16 protein-coding genes and 1 tRNA gene are annotated in these 18,356 nt (G+C 66.8%); 9 read left to right on the top strand and 8 right to left on the bottom strand.

The features are described 5' to 3' along the window. Nucleotides 1–607: 607 nt before the first annotated feature. From ABFX55_RS36775 to rpmH, 7 genes are all read right to left on the bottom strand, one after another. Complete coding sequence (locus ABFX55_RS36775; RefSeq protein ID WP_346127551.1) at nucleotides 608–1,573, bottom strand: ParA family protein; 966 nt, start codon at nucleotides 1,571–1,573, stop codon at nucleotides 608–610. 137 nt (nucleotides 1,574–1,710) lie between these two features. Then, complete coding sequence (gene rsmG, locus ABFX55_RS36770; RefSeq protein ID WP_346127549.1) at nucleotides 1,711–2,382, bottom strand: 16S rRNA (guanine(527)-N(7))-methyltransferase RsmG; 672 nt, start codon at nucleotides 2,380–2,382, stop codon at nucleotides 1,711–1,713. A gap of 173 nt (nucleotides 2,383–2,555) precedes the next feature. Further along, nucleotides 2,556–3,044 carry a Jag family protein gene (locus ABFX55_RS36765; protein WP_346131365.1) on the bottom strand — a complete coding sequence of 163 codons (489 nt, stop codon included), beginning with the start codon at nucleotides 3,042–3,044 and terminating at the stop codon, nucleotides 2,556–2,558. A 44-nt stretch (nucleotides 3,045–3,088) separates the two neighbouring features. Beyond that, nucleotides 3,089–4,042, bottom strand: coding sequence for a membrane protein insertase YidC (yidC, locus tag ABFX55_RS36760; RefSeq protein WP_346127547.1), 954 nt, complete (start codon nucleotides 4,040–4,042; stop codon nucleotides 3,089–3,091). Nucleotides 4,043–4,046: 4 nt separating this feature from the next. After that, on the bottom strand, nucleotides 4,047–4,313 hold the full coding sequence (yidD, locus tag ABFX55_RS36755; RefSeq protein WP_183653157.1) for a membrane protein insertion efficiency factor YidD: 267 nt from the start codon (nucleotides 4,311–4,313) through the stop codon (nucleotides 4,047–4,049). Then, on the bottom strand, nucleotides 4,310–4,654 hold the full coding sequence (gene rnpA, locus ABFX55_RS36750) for a ribonuclease P protein component (RefSeq protein WP_183653154.1): 345 nt from the start codon (nucleotides 4,652–4,654) through the stop codon (nucleotides 4,310–4,312). The genes yidD and rnpA overlap by 4 nt, the downstream gene beginning before the upstream one ends. Nucleotides 4,655–4,724: 70 nt before the next feature. Further along, nucleotides 4,725–4,862 (bottom strand): 50S ribosomal protein L34, encoded by a 138-nt coding sequence (gene rpmH / locus ABFX55_RS36745; RefSeq protein WP_043614899.1) that lies wholly within the window; start codon nucleotides 4,860–4,862, stop codon nucleotides 4,725–4,727. A 435-nt stretch (nucleotides 4,863–5,297) separates the two neighbouring features. On the opposite strand from rpmH, the gene dnaA reads away from it, so the two are divergent. From dnaA to ABFX55_RS36700, 9 genes are all read left to right on the top strand, one after another. Beyond that, the gene (dnaA, locus tag ABFX55_RS36740; RefSeq protein ID WP_346127545.1) at nucleotides 5,298–6,815 is read left to right on the top strand and encodes a chromosomal replication initiator protein DnaA; all 1,518 of its coding nucleotides are present in this window, start codon (nucleotides 5,298–5,300) and stop codon (nucleotides 6,813–6,815) included. Nucleotides 6,816–7,339: 524 nt separating this feature from the next. Continuing rightward, nucleotides 7,340–8,479, top strand: a complete 1,140-nt coding sequence (gene dnaN / locus ABFX55_RS36735) for a DNA polymerase III subunit beta (protein ID WP_183653151.1) — start codon at nucleotides 7,340–7,342, stop codon at nucleotides 8,477–8,479. Nucleotides 8,480–8,524: 45 nt separating this feature from the next. Further along, on the top strand, nucleotides 8,525–9,466 hold the full coding sequence (gene gnd, locus ABFX55_RS36730; protein WP_183653148.1) for a phosphogluconate dehydrogenase (NAD(+)-dependent, decarboxylating): 942 nt from the start codon (nucleotides 8,525–8,527) through the stop codon (nucleotides 9,464–9,466). Between the two features lie 80 nt (nucleotides 9,467–9,546). Next, complete coding sequence (gene recF / locus ABFX55_RS36725; RefSeq protein ID WP_346127542.1) at nucleotides 9,547–10,779, top strand: DNA replication/repair protein RecF; 1,233 nt, start codon at nucleotides 9,547–9,549, stop codon at nucleotides 10,777–10,779. Continuing rightward, nucleotides 10,769–11,260 carry a DciA family protein gene (locus ABFX55_RS36720; RefSeq protein ID WP_312895736.1) on the top strand — a complete coding sequence of 164 codons (492 nt, stop codon included), beginning with the start codon at nucleotides 10,769–10,771 and terminating at the stop codon, nucleotides 11,258–11,260. Before recF ends, ABFX55_RS36720 begins: the two co-directional genes overlap by 11 nt. A gap of 305 nt (nucleotides 11,261–11,565) precedes the next feature. Beyond that, nucleotides 11,566–13,509, top strand: a complete 1,944-nt coding sequence (gene gyrB / locus ABFX55_RS36715) for a DNA topoisomerase (ATP-hydrolyzing) subunit B (RefSeq protein WP_346127540.1) — start codon at nucleotides 11,566–11,568, stop codon at nucleotides 13,507–13,509. Between the two features lie 33 nt (nucleotides 13,510–13,542). Continuing rightward, nucleotides 13,543–16,044 carry a DNA gyrase subunit A gene (gene gyrA / locus ABFX55_RS36710; RefSeq protein WP_346127539.1) on the top strand — a complete coding sequence of 834 codons (2,502 nt, stop codon included), beginning with the start codon at nucleotides 13,543–13,545 and terminating at the stop codon, nucleotides 16,042–16,044. A 3-nt stretch (nucleotides 16,045–16,047) separates the two neighbouring features. Beyond that, a complete protein-coding gene (locus ABFX55_RS36705; protein ID WP_346127537.1) occupies nucleotides 16,048–16,647 on the top strand; it encodes a DUF3566 domain-containing protein in 600 nt (199 codons plus the stop codon). Nucleotides 16,648–16,777: 130 nt separating this feature from the next. Next, a tRNA-Ile gene (locus ABFX55_RS36700) sits at nucleotides 16,778–16,851 on the top strand. A 129-nt stretch (nucleotides 16,852–16,980) separates the two neighbouring features. On the opposite strand, the gene ABFX55_RS36695 is transcribed toward ABFX55_RS36700, so the two are convergent. Then, entirely contained in the window at nucleotides 16,981–18,201 is a 1,221-nt protein-coding gene (locus tag ABFX55_RS36695; RefSeq protein WP_346127535.1) for a DNA sulfur modification protein DndB, read from the bottom strand. Nucleotides 18,202–18,356 lie beyond the last annotated feature (155 nt).

Genomic DNA, 18,356 nt, shown 5'->3' with positions numbered 1-18,356 from the left:
CCGAGGGGACAGTAGGAGGCGGCTCAGGCGGGCTGGGAGGCGCGAGGCGAGGAGGCGCTAGGGCGAGTGCGCGCGCGGACGGCGCGACAGGCAGCAGACCCCGGCGAGCGAGATGAGGCTGCGGCTCGGGCGAGTGCGCCCAGGGGGGCGTGGTGCGGCTTAGGTGGGCACCGCTCAGCGCGAGGCAGCTCAGGTGCGGGGCAGCTCACGCGAATGCGTGTGGGCAGGCGAGGCAGCAGCTCAGGCGGGCAGACACCGCTCAGAAGCGGGCAACTCACGTGAGAGGTGGCTCAGACGGGTGATGGCTCAGGCGGGTGATGGGCTCGGGCGAGTGCGCGCGGGCCGGTCTCGGTGCGGCTTAGGCGGGCGGGCGCGGGCGGCGCAGGCGGGAGGTAGCTCAGGCACGGGGCCCAAGCGGGCGCCGGTCCGGTGCGGGGTAGCTCAGGCGGGTGGCGGCTCGGGTGGGTGGTGGCAGCTGCGGATGAGTGCCGAGGCTCAGAGGGGTGGTGGCGGCTGAGGATGAGCGTCGAGGTTTAGAGGGGTGACGGGCGAGGGGTGCAGGAAGGGGAGAGTCTCGATCGTGAAGACTCCCCCGCTCTCAAGCCGCTCAGACCGTCACCGCCCGGTAGGCGATCTCCCTGGCCGCATCCATGTAAGCCATCGCCCCGCTGGACCCCGGGTCATACGTCATAACCGACTGCCCATAGCTGGGCGCCTCCGACAGCCGCACGCTCCTCGGGATGACCGTGTTCAGCACCGTGTCACCGAAGTGCGCCCGCACCTCGTCCGCCACCTGCGACGCCAACCGAGTCCGCCCGTCGTACATCGTCAGCACGATCGTCGACAGGTTCAACGTCGGGTTCAGGTGCGCCTTGATCAGGTCGACGTTGCGCAGCAGCTGCCCCAGCCCCTCCAGCGCGTAGTACTCACACTGGATCGGAATCAGCACCTCGTCAGCCGCCACCAGAGCGTTGACGGTCAGCAACCCCAGCGACGGCGGGCAGTCGATGATGATGTAGTCGAACTCGGCCTCGTACGCCGACAGCGCGCGACGAAGCCGCGCCTCGCGGGCCACCAGCGAGACCAGCTCGATCTCCGCGCCGGCCAGGTCGATGGTCGCCGGAGCGCAGAAGAGGCCCGGCATGTCCGGAACCGCCTTGACGATGTCCGCCATGGGAAGGTCGTCGACGAGCACCTGGTACACGTCGGGGACATCGCCACGGTGCTCCGTGGCCAGGGCCGTCGAGGCGTTCCCCTGGGGGTCCAGGTCGACGACGAGGACGCGCTCGCCGTTCATCGACAGGGCGGCCGCGAGGTTCACAGAGGTCGTCGTCTTACCGACGCCGCCCTTCTGGTTGGCGACGGCGATGACACGGCACTTGGAGGGACGCGGCCAGGAGCCGTCAGCCGGAGCGGCGGCACCTGACGCGGGGGCTTCCGACGGGGAGGTGTCCTGCGTGGGGGCGTCCGCCGTCTGGGTCGCAGATGTTTCACGTGAAACCACGGAGCTGAGTGCCTCTCGTACCAGCGGCGAATCGCCGGGGTTAAGGGGGGTCTGGGTCACGATGGCCATCCTTTCAACCAGCGGCCGGGTGCTGCCCGCAATGCTGTGCCGCGACACGTCCATTTCCGGCCAGCCGAGACCTGACGGGCTCTCGGGGCGGGCTTTACCCGGCCACCCGAGTCCGCTTGACGTGTCCGGCACAACTGTCACCTCTTTCGCTGGCGCCGTCCTGACGCCGGCGCGCGACCCGCGACTACTCGGACCAAAGTTGCAGGCGGCTCGACCTTACCGTGCCCGACCGAGATCAGCTCGGCCGTCCGCACCCCGCTGGCCCGCAATTGCGCGTCGGCGTCGGCGAGTTCCTCCGCGGCCCGCTCCCCCTTCATGGCGATGAGCTCGCCGCCTTCGCGCAGGAGCGGAAGGGACCACTTCAGAAGACGGTCGAGCGGAGCGACAGCCCTGGCGCTGGCGACGTCGAACTCGCGCTTGCCCGCCAGCTCCTCGGCCCTGCCACGCAGCACCTCGACGTTGTCGAGCTTGAGCGCGGCGACGCACTCCTCGAGAAACACGGTACGGCGAAGCAGCGGCTCCAGCAGCGTGACTGTGAGGTCCTGCCGTACGATCGCCAGGACCAGCCCGGGCAGACCCGCGCCTGAGCCGATGTCGACCAGGCGGACGCTCTCGGGAATGGCCTCGGCGACCACGGCGCAGTTGAGCAGGTGGCGGTCCCAGATCCTGGGCACCTCACGCGGACCGAGCAACCCGCGGACCACCCCCGGACCGGCCAGCAACCGTGCGAACTCCTGCGCCCTGTCCCACGCGTCGCCGGTGAACACCTCGCGCGCTATCTGCGGTGGAGCCGTCAGCTCGTCGCTCACTGATCCGGTGGCCTTTCCTGAATGTGCGGGTTGGGGGTGGGTGCCTACAGGAACGAAGACTAGCCGTCCGCGCAGCCACGCCGACCGAGGAGCGGATGGATGCCAGCAGAAAGGCCGCCAGCCCCAGAGGGGCCGACGGCCTGGCGCGTGCCTGCCGTACCCGAAAGACGGGATCAGACGGGCAGGACGACCACGAAACGGTGGGGCTCCTCGCCCTCCGACTCGCTGCGCAGCCCTGCGGCGGCGACAGCGTCGTGCACGATCTTGCGCTCGAACGGAGTCATCGGGTGCAGCGACTTGGGCTCGCCGTTGCGCCTGACGGTCTCGGCGACCTCGGTGCCCAGCTTGCTCAGCTCCGCCCTGCGCTTCTCGCGGTAGCCGGCGACGTCGAGCATGAGCCTGGAGCGCTCCCCCGTCTGCCTGTGGACGGCGAGCCGGGTCAGCTCCTGGAGCGCCTCGAGGATCTCGCCACTCTGGCCGACCAGGTCGGTGCCCTTGACGCCGACGACGGAGACCAGCGCCCGGTCCCCTTCGACATCCATGTCGATGTCGCCGTCGATGTCGGCGATGTCGAGCAGACCCTCCACGTAGTCCGCCCCGATCTCACCTTCCTGCTCAAGCGCCGCAAGATCCGGAGCCTTCTCCTGCTCGGCCTCGGTCACGTCGGGCCTCTCTTTCGTGCTGTGGATCGACGTCGTGATGTGGGTCAAGACTTCTTGCTGCCCGTGCGCTTGCTGCGGGGCTGCTTGCTGGGCTGCTGCCGGATGATCTTCGGTTCCGGCTTCTCCGGCGGCGCCTCCTCGGCGGCCGGCGCGCTCTTCCTCACCTTGGACAGCAGGCCGCTCTTGGGCGCGACGGGGATCACGTTGCCCTTGGCGTCGAACTCGGGCGCGGGGTTGCGGGAGTAGAACCAGTGCTGCTGGCCGAGCGTCCACACGTTGGTCGTGACCCAGTAGAAGATCAGACCCAGCGGGAAGTTGAGGCTGAAGAAGGCGAACAGCGGAGAGATGTACATCAGGATCTTCTGCTGCGATGCCATGGGGTTGTCGGGCATCTGCTGCATGGAGCGGGTGACGCTCTGCCTGACGGTGAGGAACGTCGTCAGGGAGCTGATCGCCACGAAGATCGCGAGCACGATCTTGGTCTGGACGACACCGGCGCCGAAGGCCTGGATCTGCGTGCCGTCCATCCAGAAGTTGGCGGGCAGCGGCGCGCCGAAGATGTGGGCGGCTCGCGCGCTGTCGACGAACTGCTGCGTCATCCCGAACTTGAGTTCGCCGTGCGCCATCGCGTTCAGCACGGTGAACATCGAGATGAAGATGGGGAACTGCGCGAGGACGGGCAGGCAGCCGCCCAGGGGGTTGGCGCCCTGGCCACGATAGAGGTTCATGACCTCTTCGTTCATGCGCTGCTTGTCTTTCGCGTAGCGCTTGCGGATCTCCTGCACCTTCGGCGCGAGTTCCTGCATCTTCTTCGACGAGCTCATCTGCTTGAGGAAGAGTGGGAAGATCAGCAGCCGCATGGCGACGGTGATCGTGATGAGGGTCAGCGCCCACGTGAGCCCGCTATCGGGGTCGAGGAAGGTGCTGTAGCCCTGGTGAATCCAGGTGAGGACTTGGGCGATGGCCGTGTAGAGCCAGTTAAGCCAGGACAGCTCCACCGAGCTAGCTCCCTTGCGTTTCGTGGGACCGAACCGGGCGTGGGGGCACCGGGTCAAAACCTCCGGGATGGAATGGGTGGCAACGCCCGATACGCCGGACAGTCAGCCATATGCCGCGCAAAGCACCATGTACGGCAATCGCCTCAAGCCCATAAGCACTGCATGAGGGGTAAAAACGGCAGCGTGGACCCAACATCGGGCTGATGAACGCCCGATAGAACCTGATCGGGGCCATGAGCGCCCGAGCAGTCAGGCCGGTCTGCTCCGTCATCGTTGTTCTCGCCTTGACAAACGATCCAGCGCGGCATCGAGTTCAGCGGCAAGGCGCTCGTGTCGCGCGGACGCGGCAGGTGGATTAGCGCGTACCACAAGCAGGCTACCTCGCGGCAGCCTTGCTAGACGGTCCCGCATCAGGTGTCGAAGCCGGCGCTTGACCTTGTTGCGCACGACTGCGCCGCCCACGGCCTTGCTCACCACGAAACCGACCAGTGGCGGTCCGTCCCCCGCGACTTTCAGATGCAGGACGAGGGTGGGGCGACCGGCGCGCGCTCCGCGCTTGACCGCGACGGAGAAATCCTCACCCCGCCGCATGCGGGACTCTTGTGACAACACGTCAGATCAGACGCCTATCGCCCGCCGACGAGAAGCGCCGGCGGGCGATCAAGCTGGGACAGGGCGACCGTCAGGCCGACAGCTTCTCGCGGCCCTTGCGGCGACGAGCAGCGAGGATCGCGCGGCCGGCCCGGGTGCGCATACGCAGCCGGAAGCCGTGGGTCTTCGCGCGGCGACGGTTGTTCGGCTGGAAAGTACGCTTGCTCACGAGTGGGCTCCAGGCTTGAAAGTGCACCCCCGCCTTCGAGCGGGAGCGCGTGACACACATGGCTGGCCTGCCGAAGTCGAGAGGGCATGCAAAAGAGCCGTCACGCGACAAGCCGACCGTCGTACGTTACGGGCCAGGCATGCTCCAGGTCAAACCGGCGGAGTTTTCCACGTTTCCACAGGCAACTTTTCCACCGGGGTTCGCGCGTCCACAGTCTGTGCACTCAGGTGCCACTAGTCTGTGGACAACGACCTGAACACAGGTGTGCACAACTCCCCGACCCCAGCCGTAACGGAGGGATCACTCTGTGCACAACTTGTGGATCTCCTGTGGAACACCTGGGGAGATCGCACATCGGACCGCCTGTGGATATTCGAGCAGTCAGCGATCATGGCTGCTGCTCTGTGTGGATAACAATGGAGGGGAAGCCACACCATGAACGGGGACGACCTCGGCACGGTATGGGCGCGCGCGCTGGCCAACTTCCTCAACGACAACCTGCCGATCCAGCAGCGCACCTGGCTGGCGATGGTCAGGCCGATCGCCATGGCGGGCGACACGATCGTGCTCGGCGTCCCCAACGAGTTCCTCAAGGACCTCATCGAGGGCAAGCTGCGCTCCCATGTGGGCCACGCGCTCTCCCAGGAGCTCGGAAGGCCCGTACGGCTGGCCGTGATGATCGACACCACCACTCCCGACCAGCCGATGGTGGAGTCTCATCCCCAGCCTGTGAATCCGAGTTTTCCCCAGGCGCCTGAGCCTGTGCAAAGTTATGCACAGCCCAGCTACCAGGCCCCGGAGGCCGCCCCCTTCTACGCTCCGCCGCCCGAGCCGCCTCAGGTATCCACCGAATATCCACAGGCGCAGCCCGAGCCTCCACAGAACCGCTGGGAAGCCAAGAGCACCAAGCCGAGCGAGCCGGCGAGGCTGAACCAGAAATACACATTCGAGACATTCGTCATCGGAGCCAGCAACCGCTTCGCCCACGCGGCGGCCGTCGCGGTGGCCGAGGCGCCGGCCAAGGCGTACAACCCGCTGTTCATCTACGGCGACTCGGGCCTGGGGAAAACTCACCTGCTGCACGCGATCGGCCATTACGCCCAGTCGCTCTACGACGGCGCGCGGGTGAGGTACGTGAGCTCCGAGGAGTTCACCAACGACTTCATCAACAGCATCCGCGACCACAAAGCCGACGGTTTCCGCAGCCGCTACCGCGCGATCGACATCCTGCTTGTGGACGACATCCAGTTCCTTGAGGGCAAGGAGCAGACGCAGGAGGAGTTCTTCCACACCTTCAACACCCTCCACAACGCCAACAAGCAGATCGTCATCTCCAGCGACCGGGCGCCCAAGCAGCTGATCACCCTGGAGGACCGGCTGCGCAACCGGTTCGAGTGGGGGCTGATCACCGACGTCCAGCCGCCCGAGCTCGAGACACGCATCGCGATCCTCAGGAAGAAGGCGATCCAGGAGGGCCTGGCCGCGCCGCCCGAGGTGCTGGAGTACATCGCCAGCCGGATCTCGACGAACATCCGTGAGCTCGAGGGCGCCCTGATCAGGGTCACCGCCTTCGCCAGCCTCAACAGGCAGGGTGTGGATCTGCAGTTGGCCGAGGTGGTGCTGAAGGACCTCATCACCACCGACGCCAGCTCCGAGATCACGATCGCCACGATCATGGCCAAGACCGCCGAGTACTTCGGCATCTCCATCGACGACCTGTGCGGCAGCTCGCGCAGCAGGGCGCTGGTCAACGCCCGCCAGATCGCGATGTACCTGGCCAGGGAGCTGACCGACCTCTCACTTCCCAAGATCGGGCAGCAGTTCGGCGGACGTGACCACACCACCGTGATGCACGCCGAGCGGAAGATTCGCTCGCTCATCGCCGAACGCCGCTCCATGTACAACCAGGTCAACGAGCTGACGATGCGCATCAAGCAGACATCGAAAGCCTGACTGTACACAGCCTGTGGATAACTCTGTGGACCAGCTCAGACGGCCTCTTCGGGCCCCGACGAAGATCAAAAAGCGCCGACGACGCCCACAGAGCCTGGGGATAAGGGTGGGGACATCTTGAGGACAACCTGGGGACAACTCGTGGACAACTTGTGGATGCCCTGTGAACAGGCGAAACGGGAGCCCCAGGTGACCCTCTTTTCCCCGTGGATAACCTGTTGAAACCCAGTGGATAACCGGTGGACGACGACCCCCTGATCTGGGGACGGCCTGTGGGTGACGCGGCGTCATCCCCAGGCGGCGAAGTTCTCCCCAGGCTTCGCCCACACCGGCAGTGGATGAATTCATCCGGGCTGAGCTGCGGAAACGTCGGCTGTCCACAACATCCACAGCCCCTATGAAGATGACTTCCTCTATCTCTAACTAAGAAACTCAAAGACCCATAGAGGGGTTCTCCCGGAGCTCAGGTGCGGGAGAGTGAACACTGAACAAGCAGCGACGACCAAAGCAGGAGGCTGATCCCCGTGATGTTCCGGATCGAGCGCGACGTGCTCGCTGAGGCGGTCGCATGGACGGCTCGCAGCCTCCCTGCGCGCCCGTCCGTGCCCGTCCTGGCCGGCATGCGCATGGAAGTCACCGACGCGGGCCAGTTGAAGCTCTCGGGCTTCGACTACGAGGTCTCCGCCGAGGTGACCCTCGAACCCCAGACCGGTGAGCCGGGTGTGGTGCTGGTCTCGGGCAAGCTGCTCGCCGAGATCACGCGCGCCCTTCCCGCACAGCCTGTGGATTTCGTGGTGGACGGCGCCAAAGCGGTCGTCACCTGCGGCAGTGCGCGGTTCACACTGCTGACCATGCCTGTGGAGGACTACCCGTCGCTCCCGGCGATGCCGCCCGCCGCGGGCAAGGTGGGCAGCGACGTGTTCGCCTCGGCCGTCGGCCAGGTCGCCGTCGCCGCGGGCAGGGACGACACGCTGCCGATGCTCACCGGCGTGCGCATGGAGATCGAGGGCGACACCGTCACGCTCGCGGCCACCGACAGGTACCGCCTGGCCGTACGGGAGCTGAAGTGGCAGCCCGGCCAGCCTGACTTCTCGGCGATCGCGATGATCCCCGGCAAGACGCTCGCCGACACCGCCAAGGCGCTCGGATCCACAGGCGCCGAGGTCGAGATCGCGCTCAGCTCGGCCGGCGGCACGGGCGAGGGGATGATCGGCTTCTCCAGTGCGGGGCGCCGCACCACCACGCGCCTGCTCGACCCCGAGTTCCCCAAGTACCGCTCGCTGCTGCCGACGGAGTTCTCGGCCAAGGCCGACCTGTCCACAGGCCCGTTCGTCGAGGCCGTGAAGCGTGTGGCGCTGGTCGCCGAGCGCAACACCCCCGTACGGCTGGCCTTCCGCGGCGGCGAGGTCGTCCTCGAGGCGGGCAGCGGCGACGAGGCGCAGGCCGTCGAGGTGCTGCCTGTGGATTACGAGGGCGAGGAGATGAACATCGCCTTCAACCACCAGTTCCTTCTCGAGGGTCTGGGCGCGATCGACTCCGATGTCGCCAGGCTGCAGATGACCACCTCGACGAAGCCCGCTATCCTCACTGGCGGCAAGCCTGTGGACGACGGTGGGGCTCCCGACTACCGTTACCTGATCATGCCCATCCGCTTGTCCAGCTGACACAGCCATCGGCGATGATGGAAGCCTGACAAGGGGGTTATCAACATGCAGATCGGCATGGTCGGGCTCGGCAAGATGGGCGGCAACATGGCCGAGCGGTTGCGCCGCGGCGGTCACGAGGTGGTCGGATACGACCGCGACCCGGCGGTCAGCGACGTCTCCAGCCTCAGAGAGCTCGTCGACCGGCTCCAGGCGCCGCGCGCGGTGTGGGTCATGGTTCCCGCCGGCGAGCCCACCCAGCTGACGGTCAACGAGCTCGGCGAGCTCCTCGACGAGGGCGACCTCGTGATCGACGGCGGTAATTCACACTATGTGGACGACCAGCGTCACGCCGAGGAGCTCAAGGCGCACGGCATCGGCTTCGTCGACTGCGGCGTCAGCGGCGGCGTCTGGGGCCTGCAGAACGGCTACGCGCTCATGTGCGGCGGCGACAAGGCCAGCGTCGAGCGGCTGATGCCGGTGTTCGAGACGCTCAAGCCCGAGGGCGAGGACGGCTTCGTCCACGCGGGCGACGTCGGCGCGGGCCACTTCGCGAAGATGGTCCACAACGGCATCGAGTACGGCATGATGCAGGCCTACGCCGAGGGCTGGGAGCTGCTCGAGGCCTCCGACATCGTCAAGGACGTCCGCGGCTCGTTCTCCAGCTGGCGCACCGGCACGGTGATCAGGTCGTGGCTGCTCGACCTGCTGGTCAGGGCGCTCGACGACGACGAGCACCTCGACGAGCTCAAGGGTTATGCACAGGACTCGGGCGAGGGCAGGTGGACCGTGCAGGCGGCTGTGGACCACGCGGTCCCGCTGCCGGTGATCACCGCCGCGCTCTACGCCAGGTTCGCCTCGCGCCAGGACGACTCGCCCGCGATGAAGATGGTCGCGGCGCTGCGCAACCAGTTCGGCGGCCACGCGGTCACCTCCGCGGCGGGCTCCACCGAGAAGGGCGCGGACTCCCCCGGGGCCGACGTCACCCCGCCGCGAGAGGCGCAGTGATCCCGCGGGCCATACTCGTTTTCCACAGGGGTGCCCGGCGTTGACCCCAGTGGTCGGTGTGGCCCACTAACCTTCGTGGGGTGCATGTCGCCCATCTCTCGCTGACCGACTTCAGGTCCTACGCCGCCGTGGAGCTAGGCCTCGAGCCTGGCGTCACGGCGTTCGTCGGGCCCAACGGGCAGGGCAAGACCAACCTGGTCGAGGCCATGGGGTACGTGGCGACGCACTCCAGCCACAGGGTCGCCAACGACGCCCCCCTCGTACGGCAGGGCGCCGCCCGCGCGATCGTGCGCTGCGCCGTCCACAGGGACGACAGGCGCGCGCTGATCGAGCTGGAGATCAACCCGGGCAGGGCCAACAGGGCGCGGCTCAACCGCTCCCCCGTGTCCCGCCCCCGCGACGTGATCGGCCTGCTGCGCACGGTCCTGTTCGCGCCCGAGGACCTCGCGCTGGTGAAGGGCGACCCCGCCGAGCGCCGTCGCTTCCTCGACGACCTCCTGGTGGCCCGTGCGCCGCGCTTCGCGGCCGTCAGGGCCGACTACGACCGCGTGCTGAAGCAGCGGGGCGCGCTGCTGCGTACGGCCGCCCAGGCGCGTCGTGGGCGCGGTGGATCACGCAGGGCCGAGAGCGAGTCCGCCTTCGCCGCGGCGGGCGCGGGCGACGTGCTGAGCACGCTGGAGGTGTGGGACGCCCACCTCGCCAGGCACGGCGCGGAGCTCCTCAGAGCGAGGCTGGATCTGATCGAGTCGCTGCGCCCGCTGGTCGCCTCGGCCTATGCTTCGCTGGCGCCCACGAGCGCCCCCGCCGAGCTGTCCTATCGCAGCACGTTGTCCACAGGTGGGGACGACGCGGAGGACGAACAGGCCGGTGGGGACGGATCTTCTGATGCACAGACGTTATCCACAGACCTGGGGATAACCCTTGAGTCGAGGTTGAGGGAGCGGCTGCTCGAGGTCCGCCAGGCGGAGCTGGAGCGGGGCGTCACGCTGGTCGGTCCACACCGCGACGACCTGATCCTGGGCCTTGGTGATCTGCCCGCGCGGGGCTACGCCAGCCATGGCGAGTCGTGGTCGTTCGCGCTGTCACTGAAGCTGGCCGCCTACGATCTGCTGCGCGCCGACGGCGGCGATCCCGTGCTCATCCTCGACGACGTCTTCGCCGAACTCGACAGCCAGCGCAGGCGCCGCCTGGCCGAGATCGTCGCTCCCGCGGAGCAGGTGCTGATCACCGCCGCGGTCGCCGACGACGTGCCCACGGAGCTGATCGGCTCCCGTTTCGATGTCGCAGGGGGGAGTGTGACCCGTGTCCGCTGAGGAGAACCCGACCGCCCGGGGGGCGGCGCTGGCCAGGGAGAAGCTCGCCCAGGCCAAGGCCGACGCCGCCAAGCGCGGGCAACTCCCCCGCCGCGAGCCGCGCAGGAAGGCGCAGAGGGACGCCGGCGACCCGCAGCTGTTCGGCAAGGCGATCATGGATCTGCTCGCCACCCGCGGCTGGGAGCGCTCGGCCGCGGTCGGCGGTGTCTTCGGCAGGTGGCCCGAGATCGTGGGCCCTGACCTGGCCGCCCACACCAAACCTGAGGCCTTCGAGGACGGCGAGGTGGTCATCGCGGCCGACTCCACGGCGTGGGCGACCCAGGTGCGGCTGCTGGCTCGCACGCTCATCCGCAGGCTCAACGAGGAGCTGGGCGAGGGCACGGTCAAAAAGGTCAAGGTCAGAGGACCACAAAACGCCCCTCGACCGATGGGCGGCCTGCGCGTCACGGGCAGCCGCGGACCGGGCGACACCTACGGGTAAATCCCACACCGGGCGATCAGATTGCCCCAGAGCCGCTGAGCACCTCTCCCAGAGGGGGGATGCTCGGCCGGGGGGAAAACGAGCTACAGGGCATCACAGGCGCGTTCAATGCCACTAACAGCCCTCAGAGCCGGTAGAATGAAAGCGGATTCCGGACACGTCCGCTTGCGTGTCACCCGCGGCATGCGAGCCGACTCCCCTGGGTGACCGCGCATCGGGGCACTCACGACGGTGACGGGCACGGCAGGGGCAACTGGCAGGTGTCGCCTCCCCCGCCGCGTGTCCGCGGCAGGAGGATTTCGCAGTTGTCCTACGACGCTAGCTCAATCACCGTACTCGAAGGGCTTGAAGCGGTCCGCAAGCGCCCGGGTATGTATATCGGATCGACCGGCGAGCGCGGTCTCCACCACCTTGTCTACGAGATTGTGGACAACTCCGTCGACGAGGCCCTCGCCGGCCACGCCGACCGCATCGACGTCACCCTGCTCGCCGACAACGGCGTGCGGGTCGTCGACAACGGTCGCGGTATCCCCACGGGCATCCACCCTGTGGAAAAGGTCTCCGCGGTCGAGCTCGTGCTGACGACGCTGCACGCGGGAGGCAAGTTCGACGGCAAGTCGTACGCGGTCTCCGGCGGTCTGCACGGCGTCGGCTCGGCCGTCGTCAACGCGCTGTCCACAGCCATGGACGTCGTGGTCAAGCAGAACGGCCACGTCTGGCGCCAGCGCTTCGAGATGTCGAAGCCCGTCGCTCCTCTGTCGAAGGACGAGGCCACCGAGGAGTCGGGCACCTCGATCACCTTCTGGGCCGACCCCGGCATCTTCGAGACCACGACGTGGAACTTCGAGACGCTCTCGCGCCGCTTCCAGGAGATGGCCTTCCTCAACAAGGGCCTGACGATCACTCTGACCGACGAGCGGCCCGACCACATCAACGGCGAGGTCCACAAGGTCGAGTATTTCTACGAGGGCGGCCTCTCCGACTTCGTCGCGCACCTCAACTCCAAGAAGGAGCCCGCGCACGCGTCGGTCATCGACTTCGAGGCGCACGGCGAGGGCATCTCCGTCGAGATCGCCATGCAGTGGAACAACTCCTACTCCGAGTCGGTCTACACCTTCGCCAACACCATCAACACCGCCGAGGGCGGCACCCACGAGGAGGGCTTCCGCGCGGCGCTGACCTCCATCGTCAACCGCTACGCGCGCGAGCAGAAGTTCCTCAAGGAGGGCAAGGACGACAACCTCTCCGGTGAGGACGTCCGCGAGGGCCTGACCGCGATCGTCTCGGTGAAGCTGGCCGACCCGCAGTTCGAGGGCCAGACCAAGACCAAGCTCGGCAACACCGAGGCCAAGTCGTTCGTCCAGAAGGCCTGCAACGACCACGTGCGCGACTGGTTCGAGCGCAACCCCGGCGAGGCCAAGGACATCATCAACAAGTCGCTGCAGGCCGCTCGGGCCCGCATAGCGGCTCGCCAGGCCCGCGACCTGACCAGGCGCAAGTCCCTGCTCGAGTCGGGCAGCGGCCTGCCGGGCAAGCTGGCCGACTGCCAGTGGAACGAGCCCGACAAGTGCGAGCTGTTCATCGTCGAGGGCGACTCGGCGGGCGGCTCGGCCAAGGGCGGCCGCGACTCTCGCTTCCAGGCGATCCTGCCCATCCGCGGCAAGATCCTCAACGTCGAGAAGGCCAGGATCGACAAGGTCCTGAAGAACAACGAGGTGCAGGCGCTGATCACCGCGCTCGGCACCGGCGTGCACGACGAGTTCGACATCGCCAAGCTGCGCTACCACAAGGTGATCCTGATGGCCGACGCCGACGTCGACGGCCAGCACATCAACACCCTGCTGCTGACGCTGCTGTTCCGCTTCATGCGGCCGCTGATCGAGGCGGGCCACGTCTACCTCTCCTGCCCGCCGCTCTACAAGATCAAGTGGGACCGTAAGGGCGACGACGCCTCCTACGCCTACTCCGACCCCGAGCGTGACGCGGTCATCGCCCAGGGCATCGCGGCCGGCAAGCCCGACCCCCGCCCGCGCGACAACGTCCAGCGCTTCAAGGGTCTGGGCGAGATGAACGCCGGTCAGCTGTGGGAGACCACGATGAACCCGGAGACGAGGCTCCTTCGCCAGGTCACGCTCGACGACGCGGCCCAGGCCGACGACCTGTTCAGCGTGCTCATGGGCGAGGACGTGGAAGCCAGGCGCGACTTCATCATCCGTAACGCGCGCGACGTCCGCTTCCTCGACGTCTAGCGGTAGCCGTACCACGAAGAAGGATTTTCACCTGTGACGGATGTGACAACTCCACCCCCGGCTGACCGCATCGAGCCTGTGGACATTCAGTCCGAGATGCAGCGCAGCTACATGGACTACGCGATGTCGGTCATCGTGTCCCGTGCGCTGCCTGACGTCCGCGACGGTCTCAAGCCCGTGCACCGGCGGGTGCTCTACGCCATGTACGACGGTGGCTACCGTCCCGACCGCGGCTACTTCAAGTGCGCCCGCGTCGTCGGTGACGTCATGGGCTCCTACCACCCGCACGGCGACACCTCCATCTACGACGCGCTCGTACGGCTGGCGCAGCCGTGGTCGCTGCGTTACCCGCTGGTCGACGGCCAGGGCAACTTCGGCTCGCCGGGCAACGACCCCGCGGCGGCGATGCGGTACACCGAGTGCAAGCTCGCGCCCATCGCCATGGAGATGCTGCGCGACATCGACAAGGACACCGTCGACTTCAGGCCCAACTACGACGGCAAGTCGCAGGAGCCCGACGTCCTGCCCGCGCGCATCCCGCAGCTGCTCGTCAACGGCTCGGGCGGCATCGCGGTCGGCATGGCCACCAACATCCCTCCGCACAACCTGCGCGAGGTCGCCTCGGCGGTCAAGTGGTGCCTGGAGAACCCCGAGGCCACCGACGAGGAGCTGCTCGAGGCGTCGATCGGCCTGGTCAAGGGCCCCGACTTCCCGACCAGGGCGCTGATCGTCGGCAGGCGCGGCATCGAGGACGCCTACCGCACGGGCCGCGGCTCGATCACCATGCGGGCCGTGGTCGAGGTCGAGGAGGACGGCAAGGGCCGGCAGTCGCTGGTCGTCACCGAGCTGCCCTACCAGGTCAACCCCGACAATCTGGCGCTCAAGATCGCCGAGCTGGTCCGTGAGGGCAAGCTCACCGGCATCGCCGACGTCCGCGACGAGAGCTCCTCCAGGGTCGGCCAGCGCCTGGTGATCGTGCTCAAGCGCGACGCCGTCGCCAAGGTCGTGCTCAACAACCTCTACAAGCACACCCAGCTGCAGGACACCTTCGGCGCCAACATGCTGGCCCTGGTCGACGGCGTGCCGCGCACGCTGCGTCTCGACCAGTTCATCAGGCACTACGTGGCCCACCAGGTCGAGGTCATCGTCCGCAGGACGCGCTACCTCCTGCGCAAGGCCGAGGAGCGCGCCCACATCCTGCGCGGGTTGCTCAAGGCGCTCGACCGGATGGACGAGGTCATCGCCCTCATCAGGCGCTCCCCCTCGGCCGCCGAGGCGCAGGGCGGCCTGATGACGCTGCTCGACATCGACGAGATCCAGGCCCAGGCCATCCTCGACATGCAGCTGCGCAAGCTCGCTGCCCTGGAGCGCCAGGCGATCCAGGACGAGTTCGACCACCTGATGACGCTGATCGCCGAGTACAACTCGATCCTCGACAGCCCCGTCAGGCAGCGCGAGATCATCAACGAGGAGCTCGCCGAGATCGTCGGCAAGTTCGGCGACGACAGGCGCACCGAGATCATCGCCTACGACGGCGACATGTCGATCGAGGACCTCATCGCCGAGGACGAGATCGTCGTCACCATCACCCGCGGCGGCTACACCAAGCGCACCAAGACCGACCTTTACCGGGCGCAGAAGCGCGGCGGCAAGGGCGTGCGAGGGGCGCAGCTGCGCCAGGACGACATCGTCGACCACTTCTTCGTCACCACGACCCACCACTGGCTGCTGTTCTTCACCAACAAGGGCCGCGTCTACCGGGTCAAGGCCTACGAGCTGCCCGAGTCCGGACGTGACGCGCGCGGTCTCCACCTGGCCAACCTCCTGGCCATGCAGCCCGACGAGACGGTCATGGAGGTCCTCGACCTGCGCGACTACCTCGTCGCGCCGTACCTCGTGCTGGCCACCCGCAGTGGCCTGGTCAAGAAGACCAGGCTGTCGGAGTACGACTCCCCCAGGACCGGCGGCCTGATCGCCATCAACCTGAGGGAGGACGACGAGGTCATCGCCGCCCGCCTGGTCTCCGAGGAAGACGATCTGCTGCTCGTCTCCAAGGGCGCCCAGTCCATCCGCTTCACCGCCACCGACGACGCGCTGCGTCCGATGGGACGCGCCACGAGCGGCGTCATCGGCATGAGATTCCTTGAAGGCGACGAACTTCTCGCCATGAATCGCTTGGCAGATGGTGAGGACGTGCTTATCGCCACGGAAGGCGGGTACGCAAAGCGGACACCCGTCGACCAGTATCCGTTGCAGGGACGTGGCGGAAGGGGCGTGCTGACTGCGAAGATTGTCACCTCTCGTGGCAAGCTGGTCGGAGCCGTCATGGTCAACCCGGAGGACGAGGTTTTCGCGATCACGTCCAACGGCGGGGTGATCCGGACGAGCGCCGGGCAGATCAAGCAGTCCGGCCGCCAGACCATGGGAGTGCGCCTGATGAATCTCGCCGAAGGCGACAGCGTCGTGGCCCTCGCTCGGAACGCCGAGTCGATGGAGACGTCGGTGGAGGCTGAGGAAGACGGGGGAGGAGAATAGTCCATGAGCGCCCAGGGCGGTTCCGCCAAAGCGACGCCGACTCGTGAGAACGGGCAGAAACCCGAGACCGAGGTCCTCGACATGATCGGGGACGAGACGGAGACGGAGCAGGAGCAGCAGGTGGAGGAGCAGAACGAGACGGTCCGCATCCGTCCGTCGCTGACCTCCGAGGCGCCTCCGCCCGCCGTCGAGCTGCCGAAGAAGAAGGCCGCAGCAGCCTCCCGCCTGCCTCGCAAGGCGCACCTGGTGCTGCGGCGGGTGGAGCCGTGGTCGGCGATGAAGTTCAGCTTCGTCGTCTCCCTGGTGTGCTTCGTGGTGCTGTTCGTGGCAGTCGCCGTGCTGTACGGCGTGCTGTCGGCCCTCGGAGTCTTCGAATCGATCGTCCAGACGGTCAACCAGCTGACCCAGGCCGACGGCCAGACGACGGGCAGCTTCGACGTGTCCAGCTGGTTCGAGCCTGTGCGGATCCTGGGATACACCGCGCTGATCGGCGCCGTGAACGTCGTGCTGATCACCGCGCTGTCCACGCTGGGCGCCGTCATCTACAACATCGCGGCCGACCTGGTCGGCGGCGTCGAGGTGACGTTCAGCGAGGCCGAGTAGTCCGAAGTCCTGCCCCTGCTTGCGTCTGCGGTCTGGCGGCGCGAGCAGGGGCCGGGACACGGTAAGCTTTTCTCCGTCGGAACAACCGGTTCGCCTCTGCACTGCAGATGCGATACGGTTCTCTGTGCGCGGGGCTATAGCTCAGACGGTTAGAGCGCTTCCCTGATAAGGAAGAGGTCCCAGGTTCAAGTCCTGGTAGCCCCACCCTTTTGACCAGCAAGAAGGCCGCTATCCGATCCTCGGAGAGCGGCCATTCTGCTGTCTGCGTGTCTATCTGCGTGACTACCGTTCCGGAGCGGTGCCTTCCCAGAGCTCTCTGGAGGGCTCAGACTCCTACGCGAGGGGAAGAACCGGCTCGGGGCTCCAAAGCCGGAGCACTTCCATGACGCGCTGGGCGGCAGCCCGTCCGGGACCGCGAGTGGTGGAGATCTTGTCGTCCACGATGATGGTTCCCTGCCAGATGGCGGCATCCCGACGCCAGTCAATCTTGGTAGCGAGCTCGACGTAACGCGCCTCGCGCCACGCGGGATCGGGGTTCTTCTCGATCTCGTAGGCGACGTGACCGATGATGACCAGGCCGGTGGCGGTCATGTTGACGTAGTGCCTGCGGAAGTCCACGACCTGGTTCGCGACACCACCCGTGGTGGGGAGACTGGCGACGTCCTTCCAGGGGGTCATGTGCTCGGTGAGCGTTGCCAGCATGGCGAGGGTGCGCTGTACGAAGGCATCCTGTGCCTCGGTCGTGCCGATCACCTGTGCGCTGCGCCCTGGGATGCTCGCCTCGCTGAGCGCATAGTCGCGGAAGAGGAGTTCCTTGACCAGCCCGCGCACCTGGTTCAGGAGGAATGCGGCGGGGGAGTTCTTCGAAAGGCTCTTGGAGGTCTCGTCGATCCGTCCACGGAAGAACGGAGACTCATCCACGATCTTGGTGAGAACCCTGTTCACCGGCTCGCGAGTGTTGAAGGCGGCCAGGAGACTAGCGGGGATCTGCTTGGTCTGAGCCGCATCAGCGAAGTCCTGGTGAATGCGAGCCAGGTCAGGCTCAACGACGATCACCACGGAGATGCTGTCGCTCAGGAACGTGGAGTCGTCAGACAGGCTCTCGCTCCGCTTGTGGATAGCGATGAGACGGTGCTGTCCGTCGGTGATGGAGAAACGGGTCTCGTCCCCGATCACGACGAACCCGACCGTCATGGCGAAGTTTCCCCTGGGGATGTGTATGGCGGGAACCGCCCGGACATTCAGCGTGACCGGCGGGAGGATGTAGTTGTTCTCGTTGTCGGCCAGATACTTGGCGATCGAGCGCACGTGGGACGTGTCGACCGGCCGGTTAGTGGCCATCCGGGGATTGCCGCCCTTAACGGCTGGCTCGGAGATGACGTGCTTGGTGAGGAAGGCGTAGGAGAAGGCCGTGGTCAACATCAGGCGCCCGCCCTGCCGGAACACCACGCAGGTGAAGACCCGCCCCCCCGAAGCGGACGCGGCCTCGCTTGCGGCGGCCTGGGCGGCCGTGAGCGAGTCGTGCTGCGTCAGCCCCATCTCGGCGAAGAACATGACACTTCCTTTCGAATCTTTGCCACTTCTTGACGAGAACAATACATGGAAAGATCAGCTACGTCCATATATCAACGTAGAACGCGCACTTCTCGCATCGCTTCTCGTGGGCGCCGCTCCGAATCGACTAGAACGGCGCCCTAGATGACTGAGGT

It is taken from the genome of Nonomuraea roseola (genome assembly GCF_039535395.1).
Classification (GTDB): domain Bacteria; phylum Actinomycetota; class Actinomycetes; order Streptosporangiales; family Streptosporangiaceae; genus Nonomuraea; species Nonomuraea roseola.
This window is presented reverse-complemented; position numbering and strand designations above follow the sequence as displayed.